Annotated in this window: 19 protein-coding genes; 8 read left to right on the top strand and 11 right to left on the bottom strand. The window is 64.1% G+C overall.

Annotation, left to right across the window (positions count from 1 at the left end; genetic code table 11):
• Nucleotides 1–100: 100 nt before the first annotated feature.
• Nucleotides 101–1,075 carry a class 1b ribonucleoside-diphosphate reductase subunit beta gene (gene nrdF / locus AC1DJB_RS08880; protein WP_059389329.1) on the top strand — a complete coding sequence of 325 codons (975 nt, stop codon included), beginning with the start codon at nucleotides 101–103 and terminating at the stop codon, nucleotides 1,073–1,075.
• Nucleotides 1,076–1,182: 107 nt separating this feature from the next.
• Here nrdF and AC1DJB_RS08885 read toward each other — a convergent pair whose 3' ends face one another.
• From AC1DJB_RS08885 to AC1DJB_RS08920, 8 genes are all read right to left on the bottom strand, one after another.
• Nucleotides 1,183–1,851 (bottom strand): DNA alkylation repair protein, encoded by a 669-nt coding sequence (locus tag AC1DJB_RS08885; protein ID WP_476910143.1) that lies wholly within the window; start codon nucleotides 1,849–1,851, stop codon nucleotides 1,183–1,185.
• A gap of 118 nt (nucleotides 1,852–1,969) precedes the next feature.
• On the bottom strand, nucleotides 1,970–3,634 hold the full coding sequence (locus tag AC1DJB_RS08890) for an HNH endonuclease signature motif containing protein (protein WP_476910144.1): 1,665 nt from the start codon (nucleotides 3,632–3,634) through the stop codon (nucleotides 1,970–1,972).
• A gap of 72 nt (nucleotides 3,635–3,706) precedes the next feature.
• On the bottom strand, nucleotides 3,707–6,883 hold the full coding sequence (locus AC1DJB_RS08895; RefSeq protein WP_476910145.1) for an efflux RND transporter permease subunit: 3,177 nt from the start codon (nucleotides 6,881–6,883) through the stop codon (nucleotides 3,707–3,709).
• A 1-nt stretch (nucleotide 6,884) separates the two neighbouring features.
• On the bottom strand, nucleotides 6,885–7,349 hold the full coding sequence (locus tag AC1DJB_RS08900) for a hypothetical protein (RefSeq protein WP_306959515.1): 465 nt from the start codon (nucleotides 7,347–7,349) through the stop codon (nucleotides 6,885–6,887).
• Complete coding sequence (locus AC1DJB_RS08905; RefSeq protein WP_441438081.1) at nucleotides 7,346–10,540, bottom strand: efflux RND transporter permease subunit; 3,195 nt, start codon at nucleotides 10,538–10,540, stop codon at nucleotides 7,346–7,348. Before AC1DJB_RS08905 ends, AC1DJB_RS08900 begins: the two co-directional genes overlap by 4 nt.
• Nucleotides 10,541–10,815: 275 nt before the next feature.
• Entirely contained in the window at nucleotides 10,816–11,808 is a 993-nt protein-coding gene (locus AC1DJB_RS08910; protein WP_284988270.1) for a hypothetical protein, read from the bottom strand.
• A 404-nt stretch (nucleotides 11,809–12,212) separates the two neighbouring features.
• Nucleotides 12,213–14,978, bottom strand: a complete 2,766-nt coding sequence (locus tag AC1DJB_RS08915; RefSeq protein WP_476910146.1) for a PAS domain S-box protein — start codon at nucleotides 14,976–14,978, stop codon at nucleotides 12,213–12,215.
• A gap of 31 nt (nucleotides 14,979–15,009) precedes the next feature.
• Nucleotides 15,010–15,900 (bottom strand): ribonuclease Z, encoded by an 891-nt coding sequence (locus AC1DJB_RS08920; RefSeq protein ID WP_441438078.1) that lies wholly within the window; start codon nucleotides 15,898–15,900, stop codon nucleotides 15,010–15,012.
• Nucleotides 15,901–16,005: 105 nt separating this feature from the next.
• Between AC1DJB_RS08920 and AC1DJB_RS08925 the strand changes: the two genes are divergently transcribed.
• On the top strand, nucleotides 16,006–16,980 hold the full coding sequence (locus AC1DJB_RS08925; protein WP_441438077.1) for a dienelactone hydrolase family protein: 975 nt from the start codon (nucleotides 16,006–16,008) through the stop codon (nucleotides 16,978–16,980).
• Nucleotides 16,981–17,008: 28 nt separating this feature from the next.
• Nucleotides 17,009–17,665: a DNA alkylation repair protein gene (locus AC1DJB_RS08930; RefSeq protein ID WP_441438076.1), complete on the top strand. Its 657-nt coding sequence runs from the start codon at nucleotides 17,009–17,011 to the stop codon at nucleotides 17,663–17,665.
• A 61-nt stretch (nucleotides 17,666–17,726) separates the two neighbouring features.
• On the opposite strand, the gene AC1DJB_RS08935 is transcribed toward AC1DJB_RS08930, so the two are convergent.
• Nucleotides 17,727–18,881, bottom strand: coding sequence for a PDDEXK nuclease domain-containing protein (locus AC1DJB_RS08935; protein WP_306959526.1), 1,155 nt, complete (start codon nucleotides 18,879–18,881; stop codon nucleotides 17,727–17,729).
• A 215-nt stretch (nucleotides 18,882–19,096) separates the two neighbouring features.
• Between AC1DJB_RS08935 and AC1DJB_RS08940 the strand changes: the two genes are divergently transcribed.
• The 5 genes from AC1DJB_RS08940 (at nucleotide 19,097) to AC1DJB_RS08960 (ending at nucleotide 23,821) form a co-directional block, all read left to right on the top strand.
• Complete coding sequence (locus AC1DJB_RS08940; RefSeq protein ID WP_059389323.1) at nucleotides 19,097–19,291, top strand: DUF1918 domain-containing protein; 195 nt, start codon at nucleotides 19,097–19,099, stop codon at nucleotides 19,289–19,291.
• Between the two features lie 72 nt (nucleotides 19,292–19,363).
• Nucleotides 19,364–19,852, top strand: a complete 489-nt coding sequence (locus AC1DJB_RS08945; RefSeq protein WP_476910147.1) for a DedA family protein — start codon at nucleotides 19,364–19,366, stop codon at nucleotides 19,850–19,852.
• 32 nt (nucleotides 19,853–19,884) lie between these two features.
• Nucleotides 19,885–20,688, top strand: coding sequence for a thioesterase family protein (locus tag AC1DJB_RS08950; protein ID WP_059389321.1), 804 nt, complete (start codon nucleotides 19,885–19,887; stop codon nucleotides 20,686–20,688).
• A complete protein-coding gene (locus tag AC1DJB_RS08955) occupies nucleotides 20,688–21,464 on the top strand; it encodes a lipoate--protein ligase family protein (protein ID WP_441438074.1) in 777 nt (258 codons plus the stop codon). The genes AC1DJB_RS08950 and AC1DJB_RS08955 overlap by 1 nt, the downstream gene beginning before the upstream one ends.
• A gap of 56 nt (nucleotides 21,465–21,520) precedes the next feature.
• Complete coding sequence (locus AC1DJB_RS08960) at nucleotides 21,521–23,821, top strand: FdhF/YdeP family oxidoreductase (protein WP_441438073.1); 2,301 nt, start codon at nucleotides 21,521–21,523, stop codon at nucleotides 23,819–23,821.
• Nucleotides 23,822–23,850: 29 nt separating this feature from the next.
• Here the strand turns inward: AC1DJB_RS08960 and AC1DJB_RS08965 are convergent, their stop codons facing one another.
• Together AC1DJB_RS08965 and AC1DJB_RS08970 are read right to left on the bottom strand one after the other, a co-directional pair.
• The gene (locus AC1DJB_RS08965; RefSeq protein ID WP_059389319.1) at nucleotides 23,851–24,108 is read right to left on the bottom strand and encodes a mycoredoxin; all 258 of its coding nucleotides are present in this window, start codon (nucleotides 24,106–24,108) and stop codon (nucleotides 23,851–23,853) included.
• A 126-nt stretch (nucleotides 24,109–24,234) separates the two neighbouring features.
• Nucleotides 24,235–24,624, bottom strand: coding sequence for a hypothetical protein (locus tag AC1DJB_RS08970; RefSeq protein ID WP_059389318.1), 390 nt, complete (start codon nucleotides 24,622–24,624; stop codon nucleotides 24,235–24,237).
• Nucleotides 24,625–24,672 lie beyond the last annotated feature (48 nt).

Genomic DNA, 24,672 nt, shown 5'->3' on the forward strand with positions numbered 1-24,672 from the left:
TTGCGGCAGCCGCCGCGCCTCAAAACTGAAGAGTACGACGCCGGGTGAGCGCCCGGCGTCGTACGCTTACCTTAAAGAACACAAACGTTAAGGGGACGAAATGACCGAGAAGGTCAAGCTGCTTAGCCACGTCGAAGCGATCAACTGGAACCGCATCCAGGATGACAAGGACGTGGAGGTCTGGAACCGCCTGGTCAACAACTTCTGGCTGCCGGAGAAGGTGCCGCTGTCCAACGACGTCCAGTCCTGGCACACCCTGACGCCGGACGAGCAGCAGCTCACCATGCGCGTATTCACGGGCCTGACCCTGCTGGACACCATCCAGGGCACGGTTGGCGCGGTTTCCTTGATCCCGGACGCGATCACCCCGCACGAAGAGGCCGTGTACACCAACATTGCCTTCATGGAGTCGGTGCACGCGAAGTCGTATTCGTCGATTTTCTCCACTCTGTGTTCCACCAAGGAGATCGACGACGCCTTCCGCTGGTCCCTCGAGAACGAGAACCTGCAGAAGAAGGCGCAGATCGTCATGGACTACTACCAGGGCGACGATCCCCTGAAGCGCAAGGTCGCTTCGACGCTGCTGGAATCGTTCCTGTTCTACTCCGGGTTCTACCTTCCGATGTACTGGTCCTCCCGTGCCAAGCTCACGAACACGGCAGACCTCATTCGCTTGATCATCCGCGACGAAGCCGTGCACGGCTACTACATCGGCTACAAGTTCCAGAAGGGCCTCGAAAAGGTCTCCGAGGAGAAGCGCCAGGAAATCAAGGACTACACCTTCGAACTGCTCTTCGAGCTGTACGAAAACGAAGTCCAGTACACGCACGACCTCTACGACGGCGTCGGCCTAGCCGAGGACGTCAAGAAGTTCCTGCACTACAACGCCAACAAGGCCCTCATGAACCTCGGCTACGAGGCGATGTTCCCGGCGTCCGTCACCGACGTAAACCCGGCCATCCTGTCGGCCCTGTCACCTAACGCTGACGAGAACCACGACTTCTTCTCGGGGTCGGGGTCGTCTTACGTCATTGGTAAGGCTGTTAATACTGAGGATGAGGACTGGGAGTTCTAGTTCCTTCCATCCATATTTCGTCGGTGTCGGTCGTCTTAGCCGTCAACGAAGCTGCCCCCGCACGGAAATCCGTGCGGGGGCAGCTTCGTTATTTCCTTCCCCAATACCTACTTATCTAGTCGGCGCACCATTTCACTGATCCAGATGGGCGCGAACGGAGAGGTGCAGTTCGGGGGAGTCGGGTAATCCTTGAGCACTTCCAGGCGCTCACCGATGTCGATGGCGCGGGCGCGGTAATCGGCGTGTTCGATTCCGATCTGGGCCAGGCAGTGGTTCATGGCCCATTGCAGGCGGTCCGGGGCGTCTTTCATTTCGGCCTCGATGACGTCGAGCAGTCCTGCGAGGTCCAGGCCCTCGGGATTCTTTGAAACGCGTTCAGTGGTCAGAGCCCAGCCGGCACTCGCGACCACTGGATCGGGATCGGTGAACCAGGCAAGGCGGAGCTCTTCGCAGTGCGGATTCTTCTTCACCACGTAGTTCACGAGCCAGTCGTGCACTTTGGGTACGCGTGCATCGCGCAACATGACGTCCAGCTCATCGCGCTCGAACGCCTTCGGACGGCAGACCAGGATCGCGAGCAGTCTGGCCGCCGTGTCTTTCGTCGCCCAGAGCTGGTGCGCGAGTTCCTGCTGCGTCTTCAACCGCTTCGCGAGCGCGCGCAGTTTGCCGAGGTTCACACCGTGATCGTCACCGTGTTTCTCGTTCACCACGCGTGCTTTCGGGTCCTCGAGCGCGGCCAGCTCGGCAACTATCTCGTCCACCGTCGTCTCGGCCACCTCAGCCTCCTGTTCATCATTTGTGGCTTGAGCTTACTAGGACCCGCAGCCTCGCCGCGCCGTCACGAGGGCGTGCGGAGGCTGCCGGCCGGTGTCCCCTCTCTGGACTTCCAGGTGGTCAGGCACTTTGGTGCGCGGCGTATTCCGGGAAGGGGTCGTCGAGGGGTACGGTCCAGCCCGGATCGCCTGGATCGCCTGGATCGTCGGAATCGGCGTCGGGCCATGGGTGCGCGGCCGTGAAGGAGTTCCAGTCCGGGAACGGATCCGCGGGCAGTTCCGGTTCCTGAAATGCGGGCGGGTCCAGGTCAGGGAGGGTGTCCGGTTCCTGGCCGGTCGGGAGGTGGTGTGGCCAGTGGGGTGGTTCCCAGTCCTGGTGTTCGCTGGGGTAGTGCCGGTGTGAGGGTGAGGTCCACCGGGGGGGATTGTCTTTGCTGGCCGGGGTGGGGGTCCATGCGGTGGTGTGTTTGAGGCGGTGGTGTTTGGGGCAGGGCTGGCCGAGGTTGGAGATGCCGGTGGTGCCTCCCTCGGCCCAGGCCAGGAGGTGGTCTGCTTCGTTGTCCAGGGAGTGGTTGTTGCAGCCTGGGAAGGGGCACTTGCCGTCGCGGAGCCGGAGCCATTTGCGCTGGGCTGTGGTGAGGCGGTAGCTGGTGCGTCCGATTTCCAGCGGGGCGCCGTCGCGGGGGTCGGTCAAGACCCGGTGGAAGGAGTCGGCGCCGTCGGCGACCAGTGCCCGGGCCATGGAGGGCGGGATCGGCCCGTACCCGTCGAGCGTGGCCGGTTCGTCCGTGGCGCCCAGCAGGGACAGGACCGGGACGGTGATCAGGACCTGCGCCCTCGGGGATGGAACCGGCCCTGCCAGCCCCGGTTCAACTCGTCGGGCGCCCGTGCCGCTGGCTCGCGAACCGCCGTCGCCCGTGCCGCCGTCGGGCAGTCCGCCGTCGACCGTCGCGGAGCCGGTGTTGGCGAGGAGCCAGGTGGCGGTGACGTCGGCGCGGAGTTGGGCGAGGGTCCGGGCCTCGTGGGGGCCTTGAAGGGCGCGGGCGGCGGCGGTGGTCCGTTCCCAGATCCCGGCCGCGGTATCGGCGGGAAGGTGGGCGGAGAGCCAGGCCATGCCGTCGCGGTCCGGGAGGTATTCGACCCGCCGCTCCGCGGCTCGTGTGGTGTGGCGTTCTTCGATGCTGACGGGGTGGTGGCGTTCGCGCCAGGTGCGTGCTTTGGCCCGGAACCGGGACGGGACGAGCTCCCCGGCGGGGCAGCCCCGGGAGGGGTTGGGGGCGTCGGGGTCCAGGAAGTGCGCTTCAAGGGCCGCTGCTGCGGCCGGGCCCAGGCCGTCGGTTTCGTCGACGATGATCCGGGCGTGCTGCCAGGAGATCGTCCCGGCCTGGAGGGCCTTAAGGGTCAGCGCCAGTTCCGTGGTCAATGCCCGGGATTCGGCCAGGAGGGTGCCGGCGGTTCGTTCGCTGACGGTCAGGACACAGGCGAGCTCGGCGACCAGGGCGAGCTCGTGGGCGGTGGACTCCCGGGGCGAGGACGCCGGCGGCGCCAGGGCCCTGGCCGCCTGGGCGTAGTCCGCGGCGAGCCTCGCTTTCAGCGCGGCGGTCCGGGCCTCCAGCCGGGCCACTTCGGCGAGGCCGTCCAGGCAAGCATCCGCCCGATCCCGGAGCGGATCGGCGGTCTCGGAAGAACCGGCGTCGCGGGTGAAAGCGGCAAGCGCGGCGACGGACGCGGCGATGGCCTGCACGGCCGCGCCGCTGTCCGCACTCCAGGCTGTCCTTCGATCCATGCCCACAGCATCGCAGGAGGCACCGACTATTTAATCTTGGCGCCGTTGGACCGGTGCGCGAGGCAGAATCGGCTAGCTAGGTTCCTGCGCTCGGGAAGGAAGCACTCGCCTGAATCTCCGGAAAAGGAACGTGAATGCCTCCCGTGGATCACGGGACCCTGCTTTTGCGAAGCGGAGGTAGAGCGACGGGACAATGAACAAATTGAGCAGGGTGGACGTGACGAGTCCGCCCAGAATGACCACAGCCATGGGGTGTTCGATTTCGTGGCCCGGGATATTTCCCATAACCACCAAGGGCACCAGGGCAAGTCCGGTAGCCAAGGTGGTCATGAGGATAGGGGAAAGCCGTTCCGCCGCTCCGCGCAACACGAGGGCGCGGCCGAAGGCTTCGTCCTCGTTCCTTTCCAGATGCTGGCAGTGGCTGATGAGCAGGATCCCGTTGCGGGCTGCGATGCCCATCACCGTGAGGAAACCGACGAGTGAGCCGAGCGAGAGGACCCCGCCGGTCACGTAGGCAGCGAAAACCCCGCCGACCAGGGCGATGGGGAGCGTCAGCAGCGCGAGCAGGGCCAGCCGCCAGCTCCGGAACGACGCTTGCAGGAACAGGAAGATCAGGGCCAGGGCCGCCACGGCGAAGATCGTCAGGCGTTCGGTGGCCGCCTGGCGTTCCGTGTACTCACCGAGGAGTTGGACGCTGTAACCCGGCGGCAGCTTCATGTCTTCGAGGCGTTCCTGGAGCGTGCGGACAACGGTCCCGAGGTCTGCCCCCTGATCGATAAAGGAACCGACCTCAACCCGGCGGGATCCGTTGGTGCGGTCAATGAGGTTGGGTGTCGATTGCACGCTGACGGAGGCGACGTCGGCCAGCCGGACGCGCTGTCCCCCGGGGGTGTCGATCGGCAGGTCCTCGATACTGGTGACGCTGGCGCGGGTCTCCGGGGTGCTCCAGACTTGGACGTCGTAGGCGCGTCCGTCCCGGAAGACGTCGCCTACTTCTTCCCCGGCCACGAGTGTCGCGGCGGCCCGCCTCACGTCGCCGGGTTTCAGCCCGTACTTTTGCGCTGCGGCAAGGTCCACCTTGACCGTGATCTGCGGTACCTCGACTTCCAGGGAAACGTGGGGTTCATTGGTGCCCTGGATATGGTCAAGGATGGACTTGATCTTCTGGGCCTGGTCCCGCAGCACGTTCAGGTCGTCCCCGTAGACCCGGACCAGGATTGGTTCGCTGGAGCCGGTCAAGACCTCTTCGATCCTCTCTTTCAGGTAAGTCTGGACGTCGCGGTGCAGGCCCGGATAGCCGTCGACAACCTCCTGGACAGCTGCCACCGTTTTTTCGTAGTCGGCGTGGCGGTCGATGCTGATCCAGTTTTCCCCGGCGTTGACGCCGACGATTTCGTCTGCGGTGAACGCCTGGCCGATGTGGGTACCGCAGTTCAGGACCCCGGGCACCTTGAGGAGCTCCTCACAGCCCCTTTGTGAGATGCGGTATTCCTCCGCTGCCGAAGTGCCGGGCTCTGCGACCCAGTGCATCAGGAAGTCCCGTTCCTTGAAGGTGGGGAACAAGGACTGGCCCAGCAACGGAGCGATCACCAGCCCCGCGAGAGCGACGGCGCCGAAACCGGCGTAGCCGTAGCGGGGCCGGTTCATGGTCCGGGACAAAATGGCGTGATATCCGCGCTTGAGCACCCGGACCAGTGGAGGATCGCGCTGCTCCAGTTTCGCGTTGCCGAGCAGGATCAGGGCCAGGGCCGGTGTCACCGTCAGCGCGACCAGCATCGAGGCGAGGACGGCCAAGGTATAGGAGACAGCCAGCGGCCGGAAAAAGACACCGGTCAGTCCGTCGAGGAAGAAAATGGGAACGGCCGCGACGACGATGATCAGGGTCGCGTAGACAATGGGACTTCGCATTTCCAGGGAGGCCCTGAGCACCACCGAGGCCGTTGGTTCGCCGCTGCCCAGGGCCCTATGTTGTCTGAGCCGGCGCATGATGTTTTCGACGTCGATGATCGCGTCGTCGACGACCACACCCACGGCGATGACAAGCCCCGCCAAGACCATGGTGTTGATGGAGCTCGCCGTGAAGTACAGCACGAGCGCCGCCGTCAGGAGGGAGAGCGGAATGGCCACAAGGCTGATCAGCGCGGTGCGCCACTGGAAGAGGAAGGCGCCGAGGATCATCACAACCAGGAGGCAGCCCAGGAGCAGCGCGAGGCTGAGGTTGGAAATCGCCTCCTCGATGAAGCTCGCCGGACGGAAGATGGTGGTGTCAAAGGTGATTCCACTCAACCCCGGCTGGAGCTGGCGGAGGGCGTCCTCAACTCCCTTGGTCACATCGAGGGTGTTGCCCCAGGGGAGCTTTTCGACGATGAGCATGAGCCCGTGCCCGTTGTTGATGACAGCGTCGCCGATGAGCGGCTGATGGTCTTCAACGACCTTGGCCACGTCGCCCAGGTGCAGCGCGACGCCGTCCTTTTCCCTGATGGTGACCTGTGCCAGGTCCGCTGGGCTCGAAACGGCCTGGACATGCTGGACGCCCATTCTTTGATTCGGACTGTCGATGAAGCCTCCCGTGCCGATGAACCGGCCGGGGGAGTACTTCAGGAGGCCGGCGTCCACGGCTCCCGCGGTGACTTCCATGACCTCGTTGAGCGAAACATTTTCAGCCTTGAGCCGGTCCGGCTGCACCTGGACCTGCAGCATCTGGAGCCTTTCACCCCAGATGGCGACGTTGGCCACTCCGGGTACCCGGAGCAACCGGGCGCGGATCGTCCAGTAGGAGAGCATGGACATCTCGATCAGGGACCGGCTGGAGGAGGTCATGCCAATCTTCATCACGCGGCTCGTCGACGACAGCGGCTGAAGCATGACCGGCGGAGCCGCCCACGTCGGCAGAGCGGATGTCACTGCCGCCATCCGTTCCGAGACCACCTGGCGGGCGTTCAGCAAATCGGTACCCTGCTTGAAGATGAGCACGATCGAGGACAGCTGCGGGACGGACTTCGAGCGCAGCTCATCAAGGCCGGGCATGCCGCTCAGGGAAGCCTCGATCGGTACGCTGACCAGTTCTTCCACTTCCTGCGCGGTCAGGCCGAGGCAGGCCGTCTGGATTTCCACGCGCGGGGGCGCGAATTCCGGAAAGACATCGATGGACGCCGAGCTCAATTGCACTGAGCCCAACAGCATCACCGCGCAGGCCAGTGCAACAACCACTGTCCTGAATTTGAGGCTGATGCCTATGATCCAACGCATCTCAGTGGGCCGTATCGAATTCCTCGCCGAACAATTCCTCGGCCCCTAGCGTGACCACCACCGTGCCGATCGGCGGACCCTCCTTCAGCAATGCGGCTTCGCCGGCGATTCGCTCGATACTTACCGACTGGCGGACATACACGCGGAGCTCCGGATTCGTGTAGACCCAGGTCCTGCCCTGGCTGTCGTACAGGATCGCCCCGTAGGGGACGGTCAGCTTCCCCTGCGGACCCGACGACGCCGTCCCGGTCTTTAGCCCCAGACGTTCGACGGCGCGTTCCGTCAGGGTGACGCGGTGCAGGTCCGTCCCCGGGACTTCCTCCACGGTGGCAGGGGCGTCAGCGGCAGGCACGGCTTCGGCTTGCGGCTGGGAGCAGGCCGGCAGTGAAAGCGTCAGCAAAGCGGCGACCACCAGGGCGATCAGGACTTTCGTGCTGCGGCCCTGCCGCGAAGCTAACTTCTTCATGGTGCGTCCTCGCTCTGTGCCCGGAGCAGCGGATCGTTCCGGGGTGCGGTCCTGGGCGCCGGTTCCGGTCCGAATCCAAGCAACAGCGCGGGCAAGACAAATAGCAGGAAAAGGGTCGTGGTTAGCAGCCCGCCCCAAATGATGATGACGAGCGGTTGGATGATTTCCGTTCCGACCACGCCACCCATGAGCACGAGCGGCAGCAGGCCAAGAGCCGTTATCAGGGCCGACATCAGCACGGGCATCAACCGGTCCCGCGCGCTTCGGATCACGAGCGCGGGGCCAAAGGCAGGACTGTCCTCGGACCCCAAGCTTCGGGCGTGCCGAATGAACAGGATGGATCCACGTGCGGCAATGCCCAGGAGGGCCGAGAATGCAGGAAGCGAGACCAAGGAGTTGATTCCGCCCGTCATCTGCGCAGCGAGCACTCCGCCCGAGAGCGCGGCAATCAAGCCCAGGAAGACCGTCGCACCCAGTCGCCAGCTTCCCAGCGCCGTCTGGAGAAGCACCAGGATTCCGGCCCCGGCGACCGCTGCCAGCCGCCACAGCCACCGGGCGCTGTTCTGCTGTTCTGCGTACTTGGTGAGGATTTCCGCATGGTACGAGAGCGGGAACTGCAGTTGCTGGAGGCCCTTCTCGATGTCCTGCTGAACGTCGTTGAGGGCGCGCCCTTGAATATCAGCCTTCACATCGATCCGGCGCGATGTGTCATCGTGCAGGATGACCGCCTCGTTCCCGACCATGTTGACCTGTGCAACGTCGCCGAGGCGTACGTGACCTCCGCCGGGGGTATCGATCAGCAGCTCGCGGACGCTGGTAAGGCTGTTCCTGGTGGACGGAGTTCCTTTGACGATCACCGAGAAGACTTTTTGTTGCTGGTATATGTTGCCGACTTCGATTCCCTGCAGCAACGCTGCGGCGGCGCGCCTGACATCGCCGGGTATGACGCCCGCTTTCTGGGCCGCGGTCAGGTCAACCTGGACCTCGACGATCGGTTGTTGGGTGGGCGCGTCGACATGGGGATTGACGACGCCGTCGGTCCGGGCCAGGATTTGCCGCACCTCCTCTGCCTTCTGACGGAGGGTGGCCATATCCAGGCCGTAAACCCGGACGGTAAACCCGGGGTCGGCGGCCTGTTGGATCTGCTCGATCCTCTGTTGCGGGTACGTGGATACTTTGCTGGTCAGCCCCGGGTACCCGTTCACCACGTGCTGGACGGCCGCCGCCGTGTCGCGGTAGGAGGCCTCCGCGGAAACTGTCACCCAAAGCTCCCCGGCGCTGATGTCGCCCACCTGGTCCGAGGTGATGGCGCGCCCGATGTGTCCCCCCACATTGACCACGCCCGGGAGTGTCCGGAGCTCCTGGGCGGCCGCATCAGTGATCCGCGTCATTTCCTGGTCTGAGGTGCCAGCGATCGCACTCCACTGCACCACGAGGGTCTTGTCCGGCAGGACAGGCACTGTCGGACGGCCGCTGGCTAACTGGGGGGCGAGGGCAAGTCCGGCGAGGGCGAAGGCTGCGGCGCCCGCGAGTACCCACCGGCCCTTTCCCGCTGTCCCGGACAACGCACGGCCGTACCCGGTGTGGACCCGGCTCAGGGTGCGTTCTTCGCGTGCGGTGGTCCGGCCGACGGGCAGGACGAAGACCAGCGCCGCGGTTACCGTTAGAGCCACGATCATCGCGACAGCCAAGGTGAGCAGGTAGGAAAGGAGCAGCGGGCCGAAGAGCGCTCCGTCCTCGCCCGGCATGAAGAACACGGGGAGCACAGACAACGCCATGATGAGCAGGGAATAGAGAATCGGCGTTCGCACTGCGCGCAGGGACGCCGTCACCAAGGTGTCACTCAATTGCGCGGTCCCGACGCCGGACGCGCCGGACGCGGCGCCGGACCCGACGTCGGACGCGACGCGTGCCCTGCCAGTTCGGACTGCGCCATAGAGGTCCTCGGCGACGTCTCCGACGATGACGGCCAAGGCCAGGACCATGCCGGCGAGGACCATGGTGTTCATCCCGGTGCCTCGTAGGTACAGCACCAAGGCCGCCGCCGTCAGGGAGACCGGAATCGTGATCAGGCTGATGACGGCGGTGCGCCAGGAGCGGAAGAACGCGCCAAACATGGTGGCTGTCAACACGAGCGAGACAAGCAGTGCGACACCAAGCGTGCCTACCTCTTCTTCGATGAACGCTGCCTGCCGGTAGACGGTGGTGTCGATAGTGACACCGGACAAGCCTGGCTGGAGAGCGTGGAGCGCATCATCGATGCCCCGGGTCACATCCCTTGTGTTCGTCTCCGGGAACTTTTCGATGACCAGGAGCAGTTCGGCATCCTTGCCGGAGAGTGCATCCCCGATCAGCGGCTGGTGATCGGTCACGACGTGTGCAACATCGCCCAACACCAGCTTTCCGGCCGGCCCTTCCAGACTGACTTGGCCCAGATCCTCTGGCGTGGTGATTGGCAGGACGTGCTGCACTCCAAGCCGCTGGTGGCCCGTCTCCAGGAAGCCGCCGGTACCGGGTGTGGACGCCTCAAGGTAGCTCAAAGGCGACACCCAGACGGCATTGCCGGTGGTGGTAATGACTTCGTCCAGCGTCACGCCCTTGGCCTCAAGTTCCCCAGGATCGACCAGGACCTGCAGCTGCTGGTCGCGGAGGCCCCAGATAGCCACGTTCGCGACGCCGGGCACCGCCAGGAGTCCGGGCTTCAAGGTCCAGCGGGCCAGAACAGACATGTCTATGGCCGACATCTCTTTGGAGGTCAGCCGGATCATCATGACCCGGCTCGTCGATGAGAGGGGCTGCATCAGGACGGGTGCGGCAGACACGTTCGGCAAGGCGCGTGCTTGGGTCAAACGCTCAGACACAAGCTGGCGGGCCCGGAAAAGGTCGGTCCCCGGCTTGAACACCATCTGGATTGATGACAGGCCGGGGACGGATTTGGAATGAATGGCTTCCACCCACGCCACACCGTTCAACAGGTCTGCCTCCATGGGGGAGGTGATCAGTTGTTCAACCTCCGCGGCGGAGAGCCCCAGGGCCTCAGTCTGGATTTCGACCTGTGGAGGTGCGAACTCCGGGAAGGCATCCACTGCCATGCCCGGCAGGCTCGTGAAGCCGAAACCCAGGATCCCCACCGCCACGGCCAGGACCAGAAACCGGAACTGGAGTACCCACCGGAGGACCGTGCCCATCATGGCCGGTCACCCGGCTCCTTGGGTGTGAAGGTGGAGAAGCCGTAGCGGGGAGGAGACACCCCAGAATCGATGTCCGGTGAGTGCCCGCTGAAAATGTTAGATCCCCGGTACCTGTCCACCACGCCGCTCCTTGGAACAGTGCCAAAGCGCCCCCAGACGTGTACGTCAATCATGAGCCCCGGCCGAACCTTGGGTCAACGCTCAATGCAAGGATTCTCAGGATAATGACAGGGAATTTTTCGTCCATTCACAAGTGATAGTGGTATACGCAAGAACTAGCCGCTGGAGCCCGGTGTCGCAACCTCGGCGCGGGGGGTCGTTCCGTAAACACTCGCACTGACCTGGTAGGCGTGCCCGTCCAATTCCAACGCTTGCCGATTGATCTCAGTCAGGGCGGAGTCCGCGAGCGCCTCCGCTTTGATGAGGTCCAACGACTCCTGGTCCGCGCCGCCAACCGCTGTCACTTTCACCAGCCCCGTGCCCGCTGAATAGAGTTTTTGCTGGTGGCCAACGGACGGTTCCAGCGGATTGTACTCATCAACGGTCAACACATCGTCGTAGCACGCGGCCGGTACGCATACCCGCTCATGCTGCTTGAAGACAGTTCCACAATCCAGGAAGCCCACATCGGGTGCGTGGGCTTGGACGTACCCCGGGGTACCGGTCACCGGCTGATCCTGCATGGCGATCCCTGCCTGGGCCTTGGAAATGCCGTGAATGAAAGTGCGGGGCGCGCCGGTGAAAGTGCCGTTCTCGTACTCTTCCGGGTACTCCCCGAAGAGCCAGACAGCTCCCTTTTCCGTCTGGGCAAAGAAGGCCAGCTCGGATTCCACGAGCTGCCCGTCGTAGTAGTCACGGTCCCACATCACGAGGGTCTTCACGCCGTCAATCACTTTTGTCAGTCCGGTCACTGAGTGGACCACCGTGCGCTCGGTGGTGCCGTCGGCACTCTTCACCATGCCCTTGGTCGTGTACTGCATGCCGGGCTTCAGTGGAAACCACTTGTTGTCAATCCTCGGCGCCGGCTGGAAGGCCGAGCGGTCGTAGTGGATGGCGGACCCGGCCCCGCAGAACTCTGCGGCGTCCGTGGTCGCCGTCGGGGTAGCAGTCGGCGGGGCAGATCCCGACGTCGGCCCTGTCAGGGGCCCGTTCGACGTGGCCGGGGAAGGCGTACCGCTTGGCCCGGAACACGACGCCACCGCGGACATTGCCAGAAACAGCACGAGTGCAGAACCCAACGCTGTGAGTCGTTTGCTTGGCTGGAACATCTCGGTGTCCTTTCACAAGAGGCTGATGAAAGGAGGGCCGGGACAGCGGGAGAGGTTTTCATGCCGCACCGCCCACGGTCCAACATTTCTCAATTGTGCTCCGGCCGGCACGGAAAAAGAACAGACGGCGCACAAACCCGATGTGGCGAAGGGCGTTCCCTTGGGCACCCGGGGGGCCGGCGGCGTCTGGGGTAGAGCGCCCCGAGCCCCGGGCTCCAGGGGCACTCCCGCCGTCGGCCCCGTCCAGCGCCGGTCCCGGAGGGCCGGCTGGTCTGTTTCAAGCCGCGGATGTGTTCCTGTATTAATTCAACATCTTTCCCGGCCCGGAGGCACGAGTGCCGCCTACTCGTTTTCCAGGCACGGGCTGCCGAACACGCGGAGAATCCTACGTAAGCACCCCGTGATCAAAGGCCCGATGAAGGGACCGCACGGGGAACCCACCGATTGAGGGCTTCTTCCAGGCCGGCCAGATCGACTGGTTTGCTGAGGTAATCATCCATGCCGGCTGCGAGGCAGCGCTCGCGGTCTTCGTCCTGGGCTCCTGCGGTCATGGCGATGATGGGCAGGCGGACAGAGCCGTTCTCCTGCACCCGGATGCTCCTGGTGGCCTCGAAGCCGTCCATGACGGGCATGTGGCAATCCATGAGCACAGCCGCATAGGAGCGGGCGGCGATGGCGGAGACGGCCTCGGCGCCATCGGCAGCGACCTCGGCTTCGTAGCCCAGCTTGGCAACCATTTCGCAGGCGACGAGCTGGTTCACCGCGTTGTCCTCCACCACGAGGATCCTACCTTTGGAGGGCCTGTCCGGCCTCGGTGGCCGTGCAAGTGCGGACGCCGGTCCGGTCGCCGCATTGCCCGCTGCCAGCCGCAGAAGCCGGTCGTAGAGTTCCGAACCGCGTACGGGTTTCGTGAGCCATTCGCTGATTCCCGCGCCGGCCATATCGGGCTTGGATACCTGGGACGCGGAGGTCAGCATCATAAGGCGGATGCCCCGCAAGCCTGGGTCCTTCGAGAGCTCGTGGGCAAGCTCGAGGCCGTCCATGTCCGGCATGCACATGTCGAGCACGGCAATGTCGAAGGGTTTCCCTGCGGCGGCTGCCTTCCGTGACCGGTCGAGCGCCGTACGCGCGTCGGCAACCGGGTCCGGTCGCAGCCCCCATGTGTTCAATTGCGATTCCAACACCAACCTGTTGGTGGCATTATCGTCGACCACCAACACGCGCAGACCCGCCAGTGGGCCAGGGACAGTGCGGGCGGGAACCCGCCCGGGTTCCTTGGCGAGCGGCAATCGGAGGGAGAACCAGAACGTGCTTCCCTCACCAGGGGTACTGGTCAAGCCGATGTCCCCGCCCATCACTTCCGTCAGGCGCCGGCAGATGGCCAACCCCAGCCCGGTTCCACCGTACCGACGCGTGGTGGATGCATCTGCTTGGGAGAACGAATCGAACAAGCGCAGGTGATCCGCGGCGTCGATACCAATGCCGGTATCGCTGACTTCGAATCGAACAAGCGCTGTTCTTGCGTCTTTGTCTGCGATGGTTACCCGGATGGCAACTTCACCGGACGCGGTGAATTTTACGGCGTTCGAAGCCAGGTTCAACAGGATCTGCCGGATCCGGCCGGCATCACCGGCCAATTGCGCGGGAACATCGGGGTGGCAGTACGCGATGAGTTCCAAGCCTTTGCCCTGGGCTGCTTCGGCCAGGAGAGACGCCACTTCCTCCATCACGTCCTGCGGATCGAAGGGCGTGATGTCCAGGTCGATCTTCCCCGCTTCCAACTTCGAGAAGTCCAGGATGTCGTTAATCAGGGTCAATAGAGCTCCGGCAGCGGTCTGGACCCCTTCGGCGTACTTGCGTTGCGTTTCATCCAGCGGCGTGTCCAACAACAGCGTTGTCAAGCCGATGACCCCGTTCATGGGGGTGCGGATCTCATGGCTCATCGTCGCGAGGAACTCGGACTTCAACCTGCTCGATTCCAGGGCGGCCTCCCTGGCTGCCAACAGGTCCGCTTCGGCGGCACGCCGGGCGGTAATGTCCTGCCCGATGCTCGCAATTCCGGTGACTCCGTGGTCGCCGCGGATCGGGGAGACCGTGAGGGACACAGGCACGATGGACCCGTCCTTGCGCATCCGGTCCGTCTCGAAGCTACGGGCCTGGCCACCATTCTGGACGGCGGTGAACACCTCGTCCTCGGCTTGGAGGTAGTCCGGAATGAGGAGCTGTACGCTCTGCCCGGTCGCTTCAGCGGCAGTGTATCCGTACAGTTTCTCCGCCCCAGGGTTCCAGCTGGTGATGACGCCCGCGGGGGTCATGCCGATGATCGCGTCGGCCGAAGACTCAACAATTGCGGCCAGGCCCTCCACTTGGGCGAGTGCCTCCCGCGCCTGGTCCTGTGCGCGCTGACGGGAAGTGACGTCGCGGAAACTCCAGACCCGTCCCACGATCTCATCCCCGACCTGTTGGGGCCGGGAATACCGTTCAAACGTCCGCCCGTCACGGAATTCCAACATGTCCAGGCTCTCCGCCCCCGGATCGGCGTACAGTTCCTGGACCTTGCCTATGAACCCGTCGGGATCCGTGAGCTGGTCGAGGACGAAAGCCAACAGCCGGCCGTCGTCGTGCGACTCCAGGAGATCCGCGGGGATGCCCCACAACTCGGCAAAGCGCTCGTTCGCCCCCGCGATAGTCCCGTCCGCCGCGACAACCAGGATGCCATCGGCCGTGGACTCAAGGGTAGCGCTGAGAAGGGAGAGGGCATCGCGGAGTTCGGCATCAACGCGGACGCGGTCACTTACTTCGCGGATAGAGGCAACGAGCTGCATGGCCGGTCCGACGCCGAGGGGAGCAAAGCTGACCTCAATGGGAAACTCGGCGCCGTCGCGGTGGCGGCCGAACAGTTTCAGGTCAGTCCCGGCCCGGCGTATTCCCGGATCACGGGCAAAGAGGTCCCGGATGGCGCCGCCTTGGCCCTCGAACCGCGCCGGAAGCAGCACCTCATAATGCTTGCCCAGCAGTTCGCTACGCGAATAACCGAAGAGCTGCTCTGAATAGGCATTGCCGAACGTGACCTGACCGTCTGCGTCGATCACCAGCAAGGCGTCCGGTACGGCCTCGACCAGGCCGTCAAAAAAGCCGAACTGATCCAGCGGCCGCATTTCGTTTGTCATTTCGGCCCCCAGAGCTGAATGGATGACAAGCCTACAACCACCGCTGCCGTTTCGGGAAGGGAACCCGGTCGAGGTCGTTCGCGGCCATGACGGAGGCCCCGCCGGACCGCGCCCGGGCTTGCTCCGCGAGCAGTCCGACGTCGGGATAGCGCGACGAGAAATGGGTCAGGATGAGCATGCCCGCTTCGGCGGTGGCAGCCAATGCCCCGGCCTGCCCGGCGGTGAGGTGGCGGTACTGCGCGGCGAGGTCGCCGTCGTCGTCGCTGAAAGTGGACTCAGCCACAAGAAGGTCCACACCGTTGGCGAGTTCCCCAGCGCCGTCACACGGCGCCGTGTCCATCACGAAGGCGAAGCTCTGCGCGGGCCTCGGCACGCTCACGTCTTCCAGGCGCACACCGCCCAGGCTCCCGTCCCGTTGCAGGAGGCTGATATCGGATCCGGTAATCCCGGCCGCCGCAAGCCGCTCCGGCAGGAGGCTGCGGCCCTCGGGCTCCACAACCCTATAGCCGTAGGTCTCGATCCGATGGAGCAGCGAGCGCACCTCGACCCCTTCGGCGATGGGACCGGGACCACCGTGCGGATGAAGCCGAAGGTCGACGCCGGGCGACGCGACAGCGACGAGGGCGCGGACCATGTCCTCACCGGATGCAGGATAGTGCAGGTGGATCGGATGCTCCACCCGGTCCAGGGCCATGCGCGAAAGCACGCCCGGCAGCCCGAAGCAATGGTCGCCGTGGACATGGGTAATACAGATCCGCGTGATCTGGCTGGCCGAGACGCCGGCTTGGATCATCTGCCTCTGGGTACCTTCGCCAGGATCGAAGAGCAGGCCCTCGCCATCCCAAAGGAGCACGTATCCGTTGTGGTTGCGGGTCCTGGTCGGGACCTGGGAGGCGGTGCCGAGAACCACGAATTCACGCATGGAACCGAGTGTCTCATTACTTGGCGGCTACGCCCATCATCCAGGGCGCCCTTGCCCGGTAACGGTCGTGGGAGGAGGATATGCGGCAGACTCAGGAGGCCTTCCATGATCCAGCTCGGGAAATTTGAAAAGTACCTGGTCGAGGAATTCTTCGACGACTACCGCTCGGGAGACATGTCGCAGCGAGCCTTCATTCGCCGGCTCGCATTTATCACCGGGAGCATGGCTGCCGCCTCCTCGACGATGCTGCAGCTCGGATGCACTCCGGATGAGGTTCCGCTAGGCACCGATCCCATGCCAAGCCCCGAGGCCTCGGCCGCCCGGCCCGCAACGACGGCGGCTTCCGGGCCAGTACCGGGGGCGAAGAGCCCGCTTTCCGTACCTGAGGGCGCGTCCGGCCTCGTGACGGCCACCGTCCGGTTCCCCTCCGGCGGAACCGGGATCAGCGCCTACCTTGCGAGGACCGACGGGGCCGGTGCGGGACCCGCGGTCCTTGTCTGCCACGAGAACCGCGGACTGACCCCGCACATCCAGGACGTGGCCCGCCGTTTCGCCAAGGCCGGGTACGTTGCTTTGGCGCCGGATCTCCTGAGCCGGGAGGGAGGCACACCGGGCATGGATCCCGACGCCGTGCCCGGGGCGCTGACACGGGCGGGAGCTGAGCGCCATGTTTCCGACTTTTCCGCGGCCTTCGATTACCTCCGATCACTGGATTTCGTGGATGGCGAGCGGATCGCCATGAACGGCTATTGTTTTGGCGGCGGCATCACCTGGCAATCCGCCACCGAGATACCCAGGTTGAAAGCCACAGCGGCCTTCTACGGACCGGCCCCCGACCTGGATAAAGTCCCATCCATCAAACCTGCCGTCTTGGGCGTCTATGCCGAACTCGACCAGCGCATCACCGGCGCAATGCCGGCACTTCGGGATGCGCTCGCAGCCACCGACGTCCGCCACCAGCTCACTGTCTATCCCGGCGTCGACCATGCCTTCCACAACGACACCGGCGAGCGGTACAACGAAACGCAGGCGACAGCCGCCTGGCAGGACATGCTGGCCTGGTTCGGCGAGTACGTCTGAACGGACAGTATTGCGAAAGAATGTTCGGATGAGTGACGCCGGCGAGTTCATCGATGAGGCCTTGCGCCGTGAAGGCTCGTGGATCCGTGCAGAGCAGGCCCAGGCACGGCTGGGAAACGGGCTCCAGCATTACGGATCGTCGATCGGCGCTATCCGTGGGACAGTCCGCGATGCCCTCCGCCGCCACCCGGGACTCGAACATGACGAGGTCACTGCCTTGAGTTCGGAATTGTGGGAGGTTCCCGTTTTCGAACGCCGGCTCGCGGCAATCGTCCTTCTGCAGTCCAAGGTCCATCTGCTGACGAATACCGATCTGACGCGCCTTGAGGGTTTTGTCCGCGAGGGAAGGCTGCGTGAACTCGTAGATCCGCTCGCGGTGGACGTGATCGGACCTTTGATCGCCGGACTGGAAGGGCAAGCCAAGGCGCGGGCTGGAAGCGTGATGGATCGATGGGTGCGGGAGCATGACGAGTGGCTATGCCGCGCTGCCCTGATGTCGCCCCTGCGGGCGCTCCGTGGCGGTGGAGGCGGCTGGGAAGCGTTTGTGCGCCACGCCACCATGGCGCTGGACGCCGCTCGGGAAATGGGCGCCGAAGCGGAGGTGGTCAGGGAAGCGGTCTCCACCGTTCTCAACGACGTTGCCAAGCGACGGCCTGAGCTGCAGTTCCCCTCGCCAGTCCCTTGAGCCGCCAGTCCCTTGAACCGCCAGTAGCTTGAGCTCGTTGCCCCAGCGCCGGGGCCACTGTTCACGGATTGGGTTGAGCCTCCACGGCAGGCGCGCGTCCCTTGGACGCGACGTTCGCCCGTTCATCGGCCAGTTCGGCCTCGAGGAGTTCGATGCTTGGAAGGCTCGAGGCGAGTTCCTCTGGCAGTGATTCGATGATTTTGCTCTGCCATTCCGAGACACCGATCGGCAGGTTGATTCCCCGCAAGGCGTACTCGGCCACCACGTTGTTCTTCTCCTTGCAGAGCAGGAGGCCGATGGTTGGCTTGTCATCGGGATGCGCCAGGAGATCGTCCACGGCCGACATGTACATGCCTAGCTGGCCGACAAACCCGGGCTCGAACTTCACCGCCTTAAGCTCGATCACTACGTAGCAGCGGAGCTTCAAGTGATAGAAGAGGAGATCGGCGAAGAACTCGTCGCCGTTGATTTCCAGCCGGACCTGCTCGCCGACAAAGGCGAAGCCTTGGCCCAGTTCCAGGAGGAACTTCTCCACATGTTGGACGAGTTGAAGCTCCAGTTCCCGCTCGTTGCGGCGGTCTGTCATGGCGACGAAGTCGAACACATACGGGTCCCTGGTAGCTTGTTGGGCTAGGTCCGAGTCCGCCGGCATCATGGTGGTGCTGAAGTTGGTTATTGCTTGCCCGGAGCGCTCATGGAGGCGCGTTTCGATCTGATGGGCAAGGACGTTGCGCGACCATCCGTGTTCGACGGCGGCCGCCGCGTACCAGAGGCGGGTCGCGGCGTCGTCGAGCTTCTCAAGCAGCGCGATCTGGTGGTACCAGGGCAATGTTGCAAGCGGCACTTGCAACATTGGGAACTCCGGCCAAGCCTGGGCGAAAGTCTTCATGTAGCGGAGGTTCCTTGGCGAGAATCCCTTGGATCCAGGAAACCGGGTTTGTATGTCTGCCGACAGGCGGGTGACGACTTTCGAGCCCCAGCCTTGCTCCGATTCCCGCTGCGCCAATTGCCTGCCGATGGACCAATAGGAAGCAAGCAGCGCCTTGTTCGCCGCGGAAATGGCCCGTGAACGTCCCGTGCCGACTTCCTTGGAGACACTGGCAAGCAGCTCGGGGTACCAGTCCGGCATGGAGGTGCGCGCCGGGGGAGCAGCGAACGACGCCGCGGCTTCCGCCGCCGTCGTGGTCTGTTCCGGTTTCAGTTCTTGGCTTCGCACTGGCTGTCCTCTTCTTAGGCGGTTGGGCTTCTTAGGCGGTTGGGCGACGTGGGCGCATGGCGACCGGTTCGGCGACCATTTCGTCGAACGTACGGGAGAGGGCTGACAATCTAGGAGCTGGGACGTGCCACCGCTCAGCCGGCTGGGTGGGCCGCCTGCACCCTGTTCCCACGACGGCCCAACACTCGTAATCTGAATGCTGGGAGGTGGTTCCTGTGGAAGCAGCCCAGGGAGATCGGATCATCATTCATGGCAGGACGGTCGGCGCGTCCGACCGGCACGGCGAGATCATTGAAGTCCGCGGCGCAAATGGTGCGCCGCCGTATTTCGTCCGTTTTGACGATGGCCACGAGACCATCCTGTATCCGGGTGGTGATTTCACGATCGATCGCACAGGCGGCAGCTCGTAGCCGCCCGCCCGGCCGTCTTTCGTCGTGAGCTAAGGTAAGACTTAGCTGTGAAGGAGACCGGGGAGGGCGCGCGTGGACCAGATCCTCGACCTGCCCTTTGAAGTGGCGCTTGCGGCGCTCTTCGCCGTCGTGATGGTCCGGGTCAACGCGACATACTGGATCGGCCGCGGCGCAGCGGCCGGAATGGAACGCACGCGGTTCGCACGCGCCTTGCATCGCCCCAAAGCAAGCAAAGCGCAGGCCATGATTCAGCGCTTTGGTCCCTACGCGGTCGTGCTGACCTTCCTGACTATCGGACTCCAAACCGCCGTGAACCTGGCCGCGGGGGCTGCGAGAATGCCACTCAGCCGGTATCTCCCTGCGGCGATAGTAGGCTCCGGTATCTGGGCCCTCGTCTACGCGACCATCGGCCTCGCGGCGATAGTTGCGTGGCTCGCCGTCATGGCGGCCTCCCCATTTGCCGCCGTGCTCCTGTTCCTCATCCTTGCCGGATTGGCGGTCTGCCTGGTCATGCGGCGTCGGCGTCGGACGGCTGTGGCGCCAGAAGATACAGTGGTCTGAGTTCCATTACCGGACCGGCGAAAGGGCAGGCGTTGAGTATTGAGCTTCCGGACCTTGCGGAAGGCGACTTCTACTACGAATCGCTCGGGAATGGGCGCTTCCGCTCAACCATCCACGCCCAGGGGGCGTGGAATCCGCACGAGCAGCACATGGCGCCTGCATCGGGCATCCTGGCTGATGCCCTGCTCCGCCACGAGCCGCGCGACGACGTCCGGATGGCCCGCCTCAGCTACGAAATCCTCGGATTGATCCCCGGCGGCGAATTCGACATCACCACGGCCACGGTCCGCCCCGGCAGGACGATTGAATTGATCCAGGCGGAACTCTCGGCGGCAGGACGCGTGGCTATCCGTGCCACCGCCTGGCGCATGGCGACCAGCGACACGAGTGCCGTCGCCGCCATAGAAGACGTTGAAATGCCGGCCCCGGACGAATGCAAGCCGTGGGACGGCGCGAGCGTATGGCCGGGTGGCTACATCCGGTCGCTCGAAATGCGGATAGCGGAAGGACACCGGGCAGGCTCCGGCAAAGTCTGGATCCGCACGGAGCATCCGCTCACCGATGCTGCGGACAGCCGCGATCTCGCGCGGCTGGTCGGACTCGTGGACACAGCCAACGGTATTGCCGCGCGCGTTTCACCCGGAAAGAACAGCTACATCTTCCCCAACCTTGACCTGCAGATCCACATGTACCGCGAACCTGCGGGCGAATGGCTGGGCCTGGACAATATGGTCTCCTTCGGAAACGACGGCATCGGCCTCACATCCACCGTGCTTCACGACATCAGTGGCCCTTTCGGCCGCGCGGAGCAGATCCTCACGCTGAGGAAGAGCTGATGGTTGAGGACCTCGCCCGGACACAGCGCACGCTGACGGTAGTGCGCCAGGAAGAATCCCTCGGAGTCGCCGATGACCTGGACTTCGGGATCGAACTCCTCAACCGTGCCCGCAGAGGGCTGCTCGGCCCGACGCTCCGAATGTACAGGCCCCGGCCTACGGTGGCGTTCGGGCAACGCGATGCCAAGCTGCCGGGATTCCAGGGCGCGTCCGAGGCCTGCCGGAACCTGGGTTTCGAACCATTGATCCGCAAGGCGGGCGGGCGTGCCGCGGCATACCACCGGGGCACCCTGGTGATCGACCATGTGGAGCCTCACGCCGACGCGATTGCCGGGGCGAAGGCCCGATTCTCCTTCTTTGGCGAGATACTCGCGGGTGCGCTCCGCCGCGTCGGGGTGCAGGCCGCCGTCGGGGAGATCCCCGGGGAGTACTGCCCGGGCGAGTTCAGCGTCCACGGCCTGGACCCCGATTTTCCAACGCACCAGATCAAGCTGGTCGGGACCGCCCAGAGGGTTGTCTCCGGGGGATGGCTGTTCAGTTCGGTGATCGTCGTCGAGAACTCGGCGCCCATCCGCGAAGTCCTCACTGCCAGCTATGGCGCCCTCGGACTCGAGTGGGACCCAGCCACTGCCGGGGCGGCCAACGACCTCTTGCCGCAGCTGGACGTACCCACGGTGGAGGGAGCCGTCGTCGCGGCTTACGCGGAATATGCCGAACTCGTCGACGGCGATTTCCAGAGCCTGCTCCCCGTGACGAGCACCAGCACGGCGTTGTAGACGAATACTGCCAGGACTACGCTTGAGGCCACAAGCAAGTGGACCGAGGTAGAACAATGGACAAGAAGCCATCGGTTGTTCACGATTCCGATGCGGACCTCACCGTTGGACCGCCGAAGCGATCGGCCGCGGGTTTGCCCAGCCTGGTGGACTCCTTGCCGCGTGCGGTGAGCCAGATGGGGCCGTCCCGCACTTGGAAGTCCTTGCTGGCCATGAACCAGAAGGACGGCTTCGACTGCATGAGTTGCGCCTGGCCGGATCCTCCCGAGCGGAAGCTGGCCGAGTTCTGTGAGAACGGTGCGAAGGCCGTCGGGTGGGAGGCTGATCCGCTCAAGGTTCCGTCCGGTTTCTGGGACGAGAACGACGTCGAATCCCTCGCCCAGCGCTCGGAATACTGGCTGGGACAGCAGGGCAGGCTCGTTGAACCCGTCTACAAACCCGCGGGTTCCAGCCACTACCGTTCCATCAGTTGGGACAATGCGTTCCGGATTGTGGCCCGTGAGCTGAACGCCCTGGAATCGCCTGACGAAGCGACCTTTTACACGAGCGGGCGGACGAGCAACGAAGCCGCGTTTGTCTACCAGCTCTTCGTCCGGGCGTTCGGAACCAACAACCTGCCCGATTGCTCGAACATGTGCCACGAGTCCACGGGGCTTGCCCTCGGTGAGACGCTCGGCGTCGGAAAGTCCGCCGTCAGCTACACGGACTTCGCCAAGGCGGATTTGATCATCATCATGGGCCAAAACCCGGGGACCTGCCACCCCCGGATGCTCACCGCGTTGGAGGAGGCAAAACTCGCTGGTGCCAGCATTGTGGCGGTGAACCCGCTCCCCGAAGCCGGACTCATCAACTTCAAGAACCCGCAACGTCCCCGTGGGCTGGTGGGCAAAGGAACGGACTTGGCGGACCAGTTCCTGCAGATCCGCCTCGCAGGAGACATGGCGTTGCTTCAGGCAGTCTCCAAGCGGGTTCTGGACGCGGAGAAGGCAGCGCCGGGGGCGGTACTCGATCATGCGTTCATCGAGGAGCACTGCCAAGGACTCGAAGAGTTCCAAGCCCACATCGACGAGCTGGACGAGAAGGACGTCCTTGCCGCGACGGGCCTAAGGACCGAGGAAATCGACGAGCTCGCATCCCGCTACCTGCGTGCGGAGAAAGTCATCATCACCTGGGCGATGGGCCTGACCCAGCACAAGAAGGCCGTGTCCACCATCAAGGAGATCGTCAACCTGCTGTTGCTCCGTGGAAACATCGGCAAACCCGGCGCCGGACCGTCGCCGATCCGTGGGCACAGCAACGTCCAGGGCGACCGCACCATGGGCATTTGGGAGAAGATGCCCGAACCATTCCTCAACGCCCTGCAGCAGGAATTCGGCTTCGACCCGCCGCGGCACCCCGGCGTCGATTCCGTGGACAGCATCCGCGGCATGCGGGACGGCAGGATCAAGGTGCTCGTAGCGCTCGGTGGAAACCTCGTGCACGCAATGTCTGACACCACTGCTGCCGAGGCGGCCGTCCGCAAGACCCGATTGTCAGTCCAGATCTCCACGAAGCTCAACCGTTCCCACGCCGTGGTGGGGGAGCAAGCGATGATCCTGCCGACCATCGGCCGTACGGAAATAGACCGCCAGGCCGGCGGAGAGCAGTTCGTCACCGTCGAGGACACCGTCTGCGCGGTTCACCGCTCGGCGGGAAGGCTGGAGCCGATTTCGGACAAAGTCTTGTCCGAAGTGGCGATCGTATGCCGCATGGCCGCCACGGTACTCGGCGACAAAGTCCCTGTGGACTGGCGAAGTTTCGAAGCGAACTACGACTCAGTGCGCGAACACATCTCCCACGTGGTGCCTGGCTTCGAGGACTTCAATAAGAAAGCCCGGAGCCGTGACGGTTTCGTCCTGCCCCACGACCCCCGGGACGAGCGGAAGTTTCCCACCGCCACCGGGAAAGCGATGTTCACTGTCAACGACCTTGAGACCATCCATGTCCCGGAGGGGCGCCTGCTGCTCCAGACGGTGCGCTCCCACGATCAGTTCAACACGACCACCTACAGCATGAACGACCGCTACCGCGGCGTGAAGAAGGGCCGCATGGTGCTCTTTGCGCACAGCGACGACCTGGCTGACCTGGGCCTTGCCGACGGCGGCTATGTGGACGTCCACAGCGAAGCCGACGACGGCGTGGACAGGGTCCTGCGCCAGCTGCGGTTGATCGCGTACCCCACGGCCCGCGGTTGCGTGACTGCCTATTACCCGGAGGCAAACGTCCTTGTACCGCTGGATTCGACCGCCGAGGGCAGCAACACTCCTGCGTCCAAGTCCGTGGTGGTGCGCCTGGAACCAGCCGCACCACCGGGATAACTCAGCCCGGATAACCCAGCTCTGGAGGTTCAGGCGGCGAGGCGCGCTTCGACCTCGGCTGCGGACGGGTTGGTGGCCGCGGTTCCGTCCGGGAAGAGGACCGTGGGGACGGTCTGGTTCCCGCCGTTCAGCTTCTCCACGAGTTCGGCAGTGCCCTCGACCTCTTCGATGTTGATCTCGTTGTAGCCGATGCCCTTGGCGTCCAGCTGCTTCTTCAGGCGGTTGCAATAACCGCACCAAGTGGTCGAGAACATAGTGATGGTGCCGGATTCGGGGGTGAAGTCCACGGATTCTCCTGCCGTCGTTGTTTTGAACTACTCGCATCAACGGTAACCCGGCAGGCACTATTCCTTCGCGCGCATGTGTCACATGACACGCAAGGGCGAATCGGTCATGGATTTGGGCGCGCGGTCCTAGAGCGACTCTTCGACGGTGACGCCGGACTGGAACTCACGGCCGTCGGCTTCACTGAAGGCCGTCATCACATGTCCCTTGCCAAGGCCGTTGATCGCCGAGAGGGGGAAATGGCCGGTAATAGTGTTCCCCGAGTGCTCAACACCCTTCAGGTCGTAGTTCTCTTCGGCGCTTTGGTCGTGGTTAAAGGAGAAGAAGGCGATCGCCTCCCCGTTCATGAACTCGATACCCAGTCTTCGCTGAGAGGAATAGTCCGGAGTCGCCGCGACCAGGCCTACGACATAGGCGCCGGAACCAGGGATGTTGCCCTCGATCTCGAACTTCGCCACGAGCGTGGCTTCCGTGGCGGTTACGCTGGCCTGCTTCAGAAGTGCCTCATGGATGCTCATGGCTCAATCCTGCTCTGTGCGACCTCCGCCGTCCACCCCTGATTCGGG

The sequence above is a fragment of the Arthrobacter sp. 01T428 genome (assembly GCF_056398685.1).

Excerpts from the sequence above, each read along its gene's own strand:
- AC1DJB_RS08925 (WP_441438077.1), top strand. The coding sequence starts at position 16,006 with ATGATCCAGCTCGGGAAATTTGAAAAGTACCTGGTCGAGGAATTCTTC.
- AC1DJB_RS08930 (WP_441438076.1), top strand. The coding sequence starts at position 17,009 with ATGAGTGACGCCGGCGAGTTCATCGATGAGGCCTTGCGCCGTGAAGGC.
- nrdF (WP_059389329.1), top strand. The coding sequence starts at position 101 with ATGACCGAGAAGGTCAAGCTGCTTAGCCACGTCGAAGCGATCAACTGG.
- AC1DJB_RS08910 (WP_284988270.1), bottom strand. The coding sequence starts at position 11,808 with ATGTTCCAGCCAAGCAAACGACTCACAGCGTTGGGTTCTGCACTCGTG.
- AC1DJB_RS08970 (WP_059389318.1), bottom strand. The coding sequence starts at position 24,624 with ATGAGCATCCATGAGGCACTTCTGAAGCAGGCCAGCGTAACCGCCACG.
- AC1DJB_RS08905 (WP_441438081.1), bottom strand. The coding sequence starts at position 10,540 with ATGATGGGCACGGTCCTCCGGTGGGTACTCCAGTTCCGGTTTCTGGTC.
- AC1DJB_RS08915 (WP_476910146.1), bottom strand. The coding sequence starts at position 14,978 with ATGACAAACGAAATGCGGCCGCTGGATCAGTTCGGCTTTTTTGACGGC.
- AC1DJB_RS08955 (WP_441438074.1), top strand. The coding sequence starts at position 20,688 with ATGGTTGAGGACCTCGCCCGGACACAGCGCACGCTGACGGTAGTGCGC.
- AC1DJB_RS08900 (WP_306959515.1), bottom strand. The coding sequence starts at position 7,349 with ATGAAGAAGTTAGCTTCGCGGCAGGGCCGCAGCACGAAAGTCCTGATC.
- AC1DJB_RS08920 (WP_441438078.1), bottom strand. The coding sequence starts at position 15,900 with ATGCGTGAATTCGTGGTTCTCGGCACCGCCTCCCAGGTCCCGACCAGG.
- AC1DJB_RS08895 (WP_476910145.1), bottom strand. The coding sequence starts at position 6,883 with ATGCGTTGGATCATAGGCATCAGCCTCAAATTCAGGACAGTGGTTGTT.
- AC1DJB_RS08890 (WP_476910144.1), bottom strand. The coding sequence starts at position 3,634 with ATGGATCGAAGGACAGCCTGGAGTGCGGACAGCGGCGCGGCCGTGCAG.
- AC1DJB_RS08960 (WP_441438073.1), top strand. The coding sequence starts at position 21,521 with ATGGACAAGAAGCCATCGGTTGTTCACGATTCCGATGCGGACCTCACC.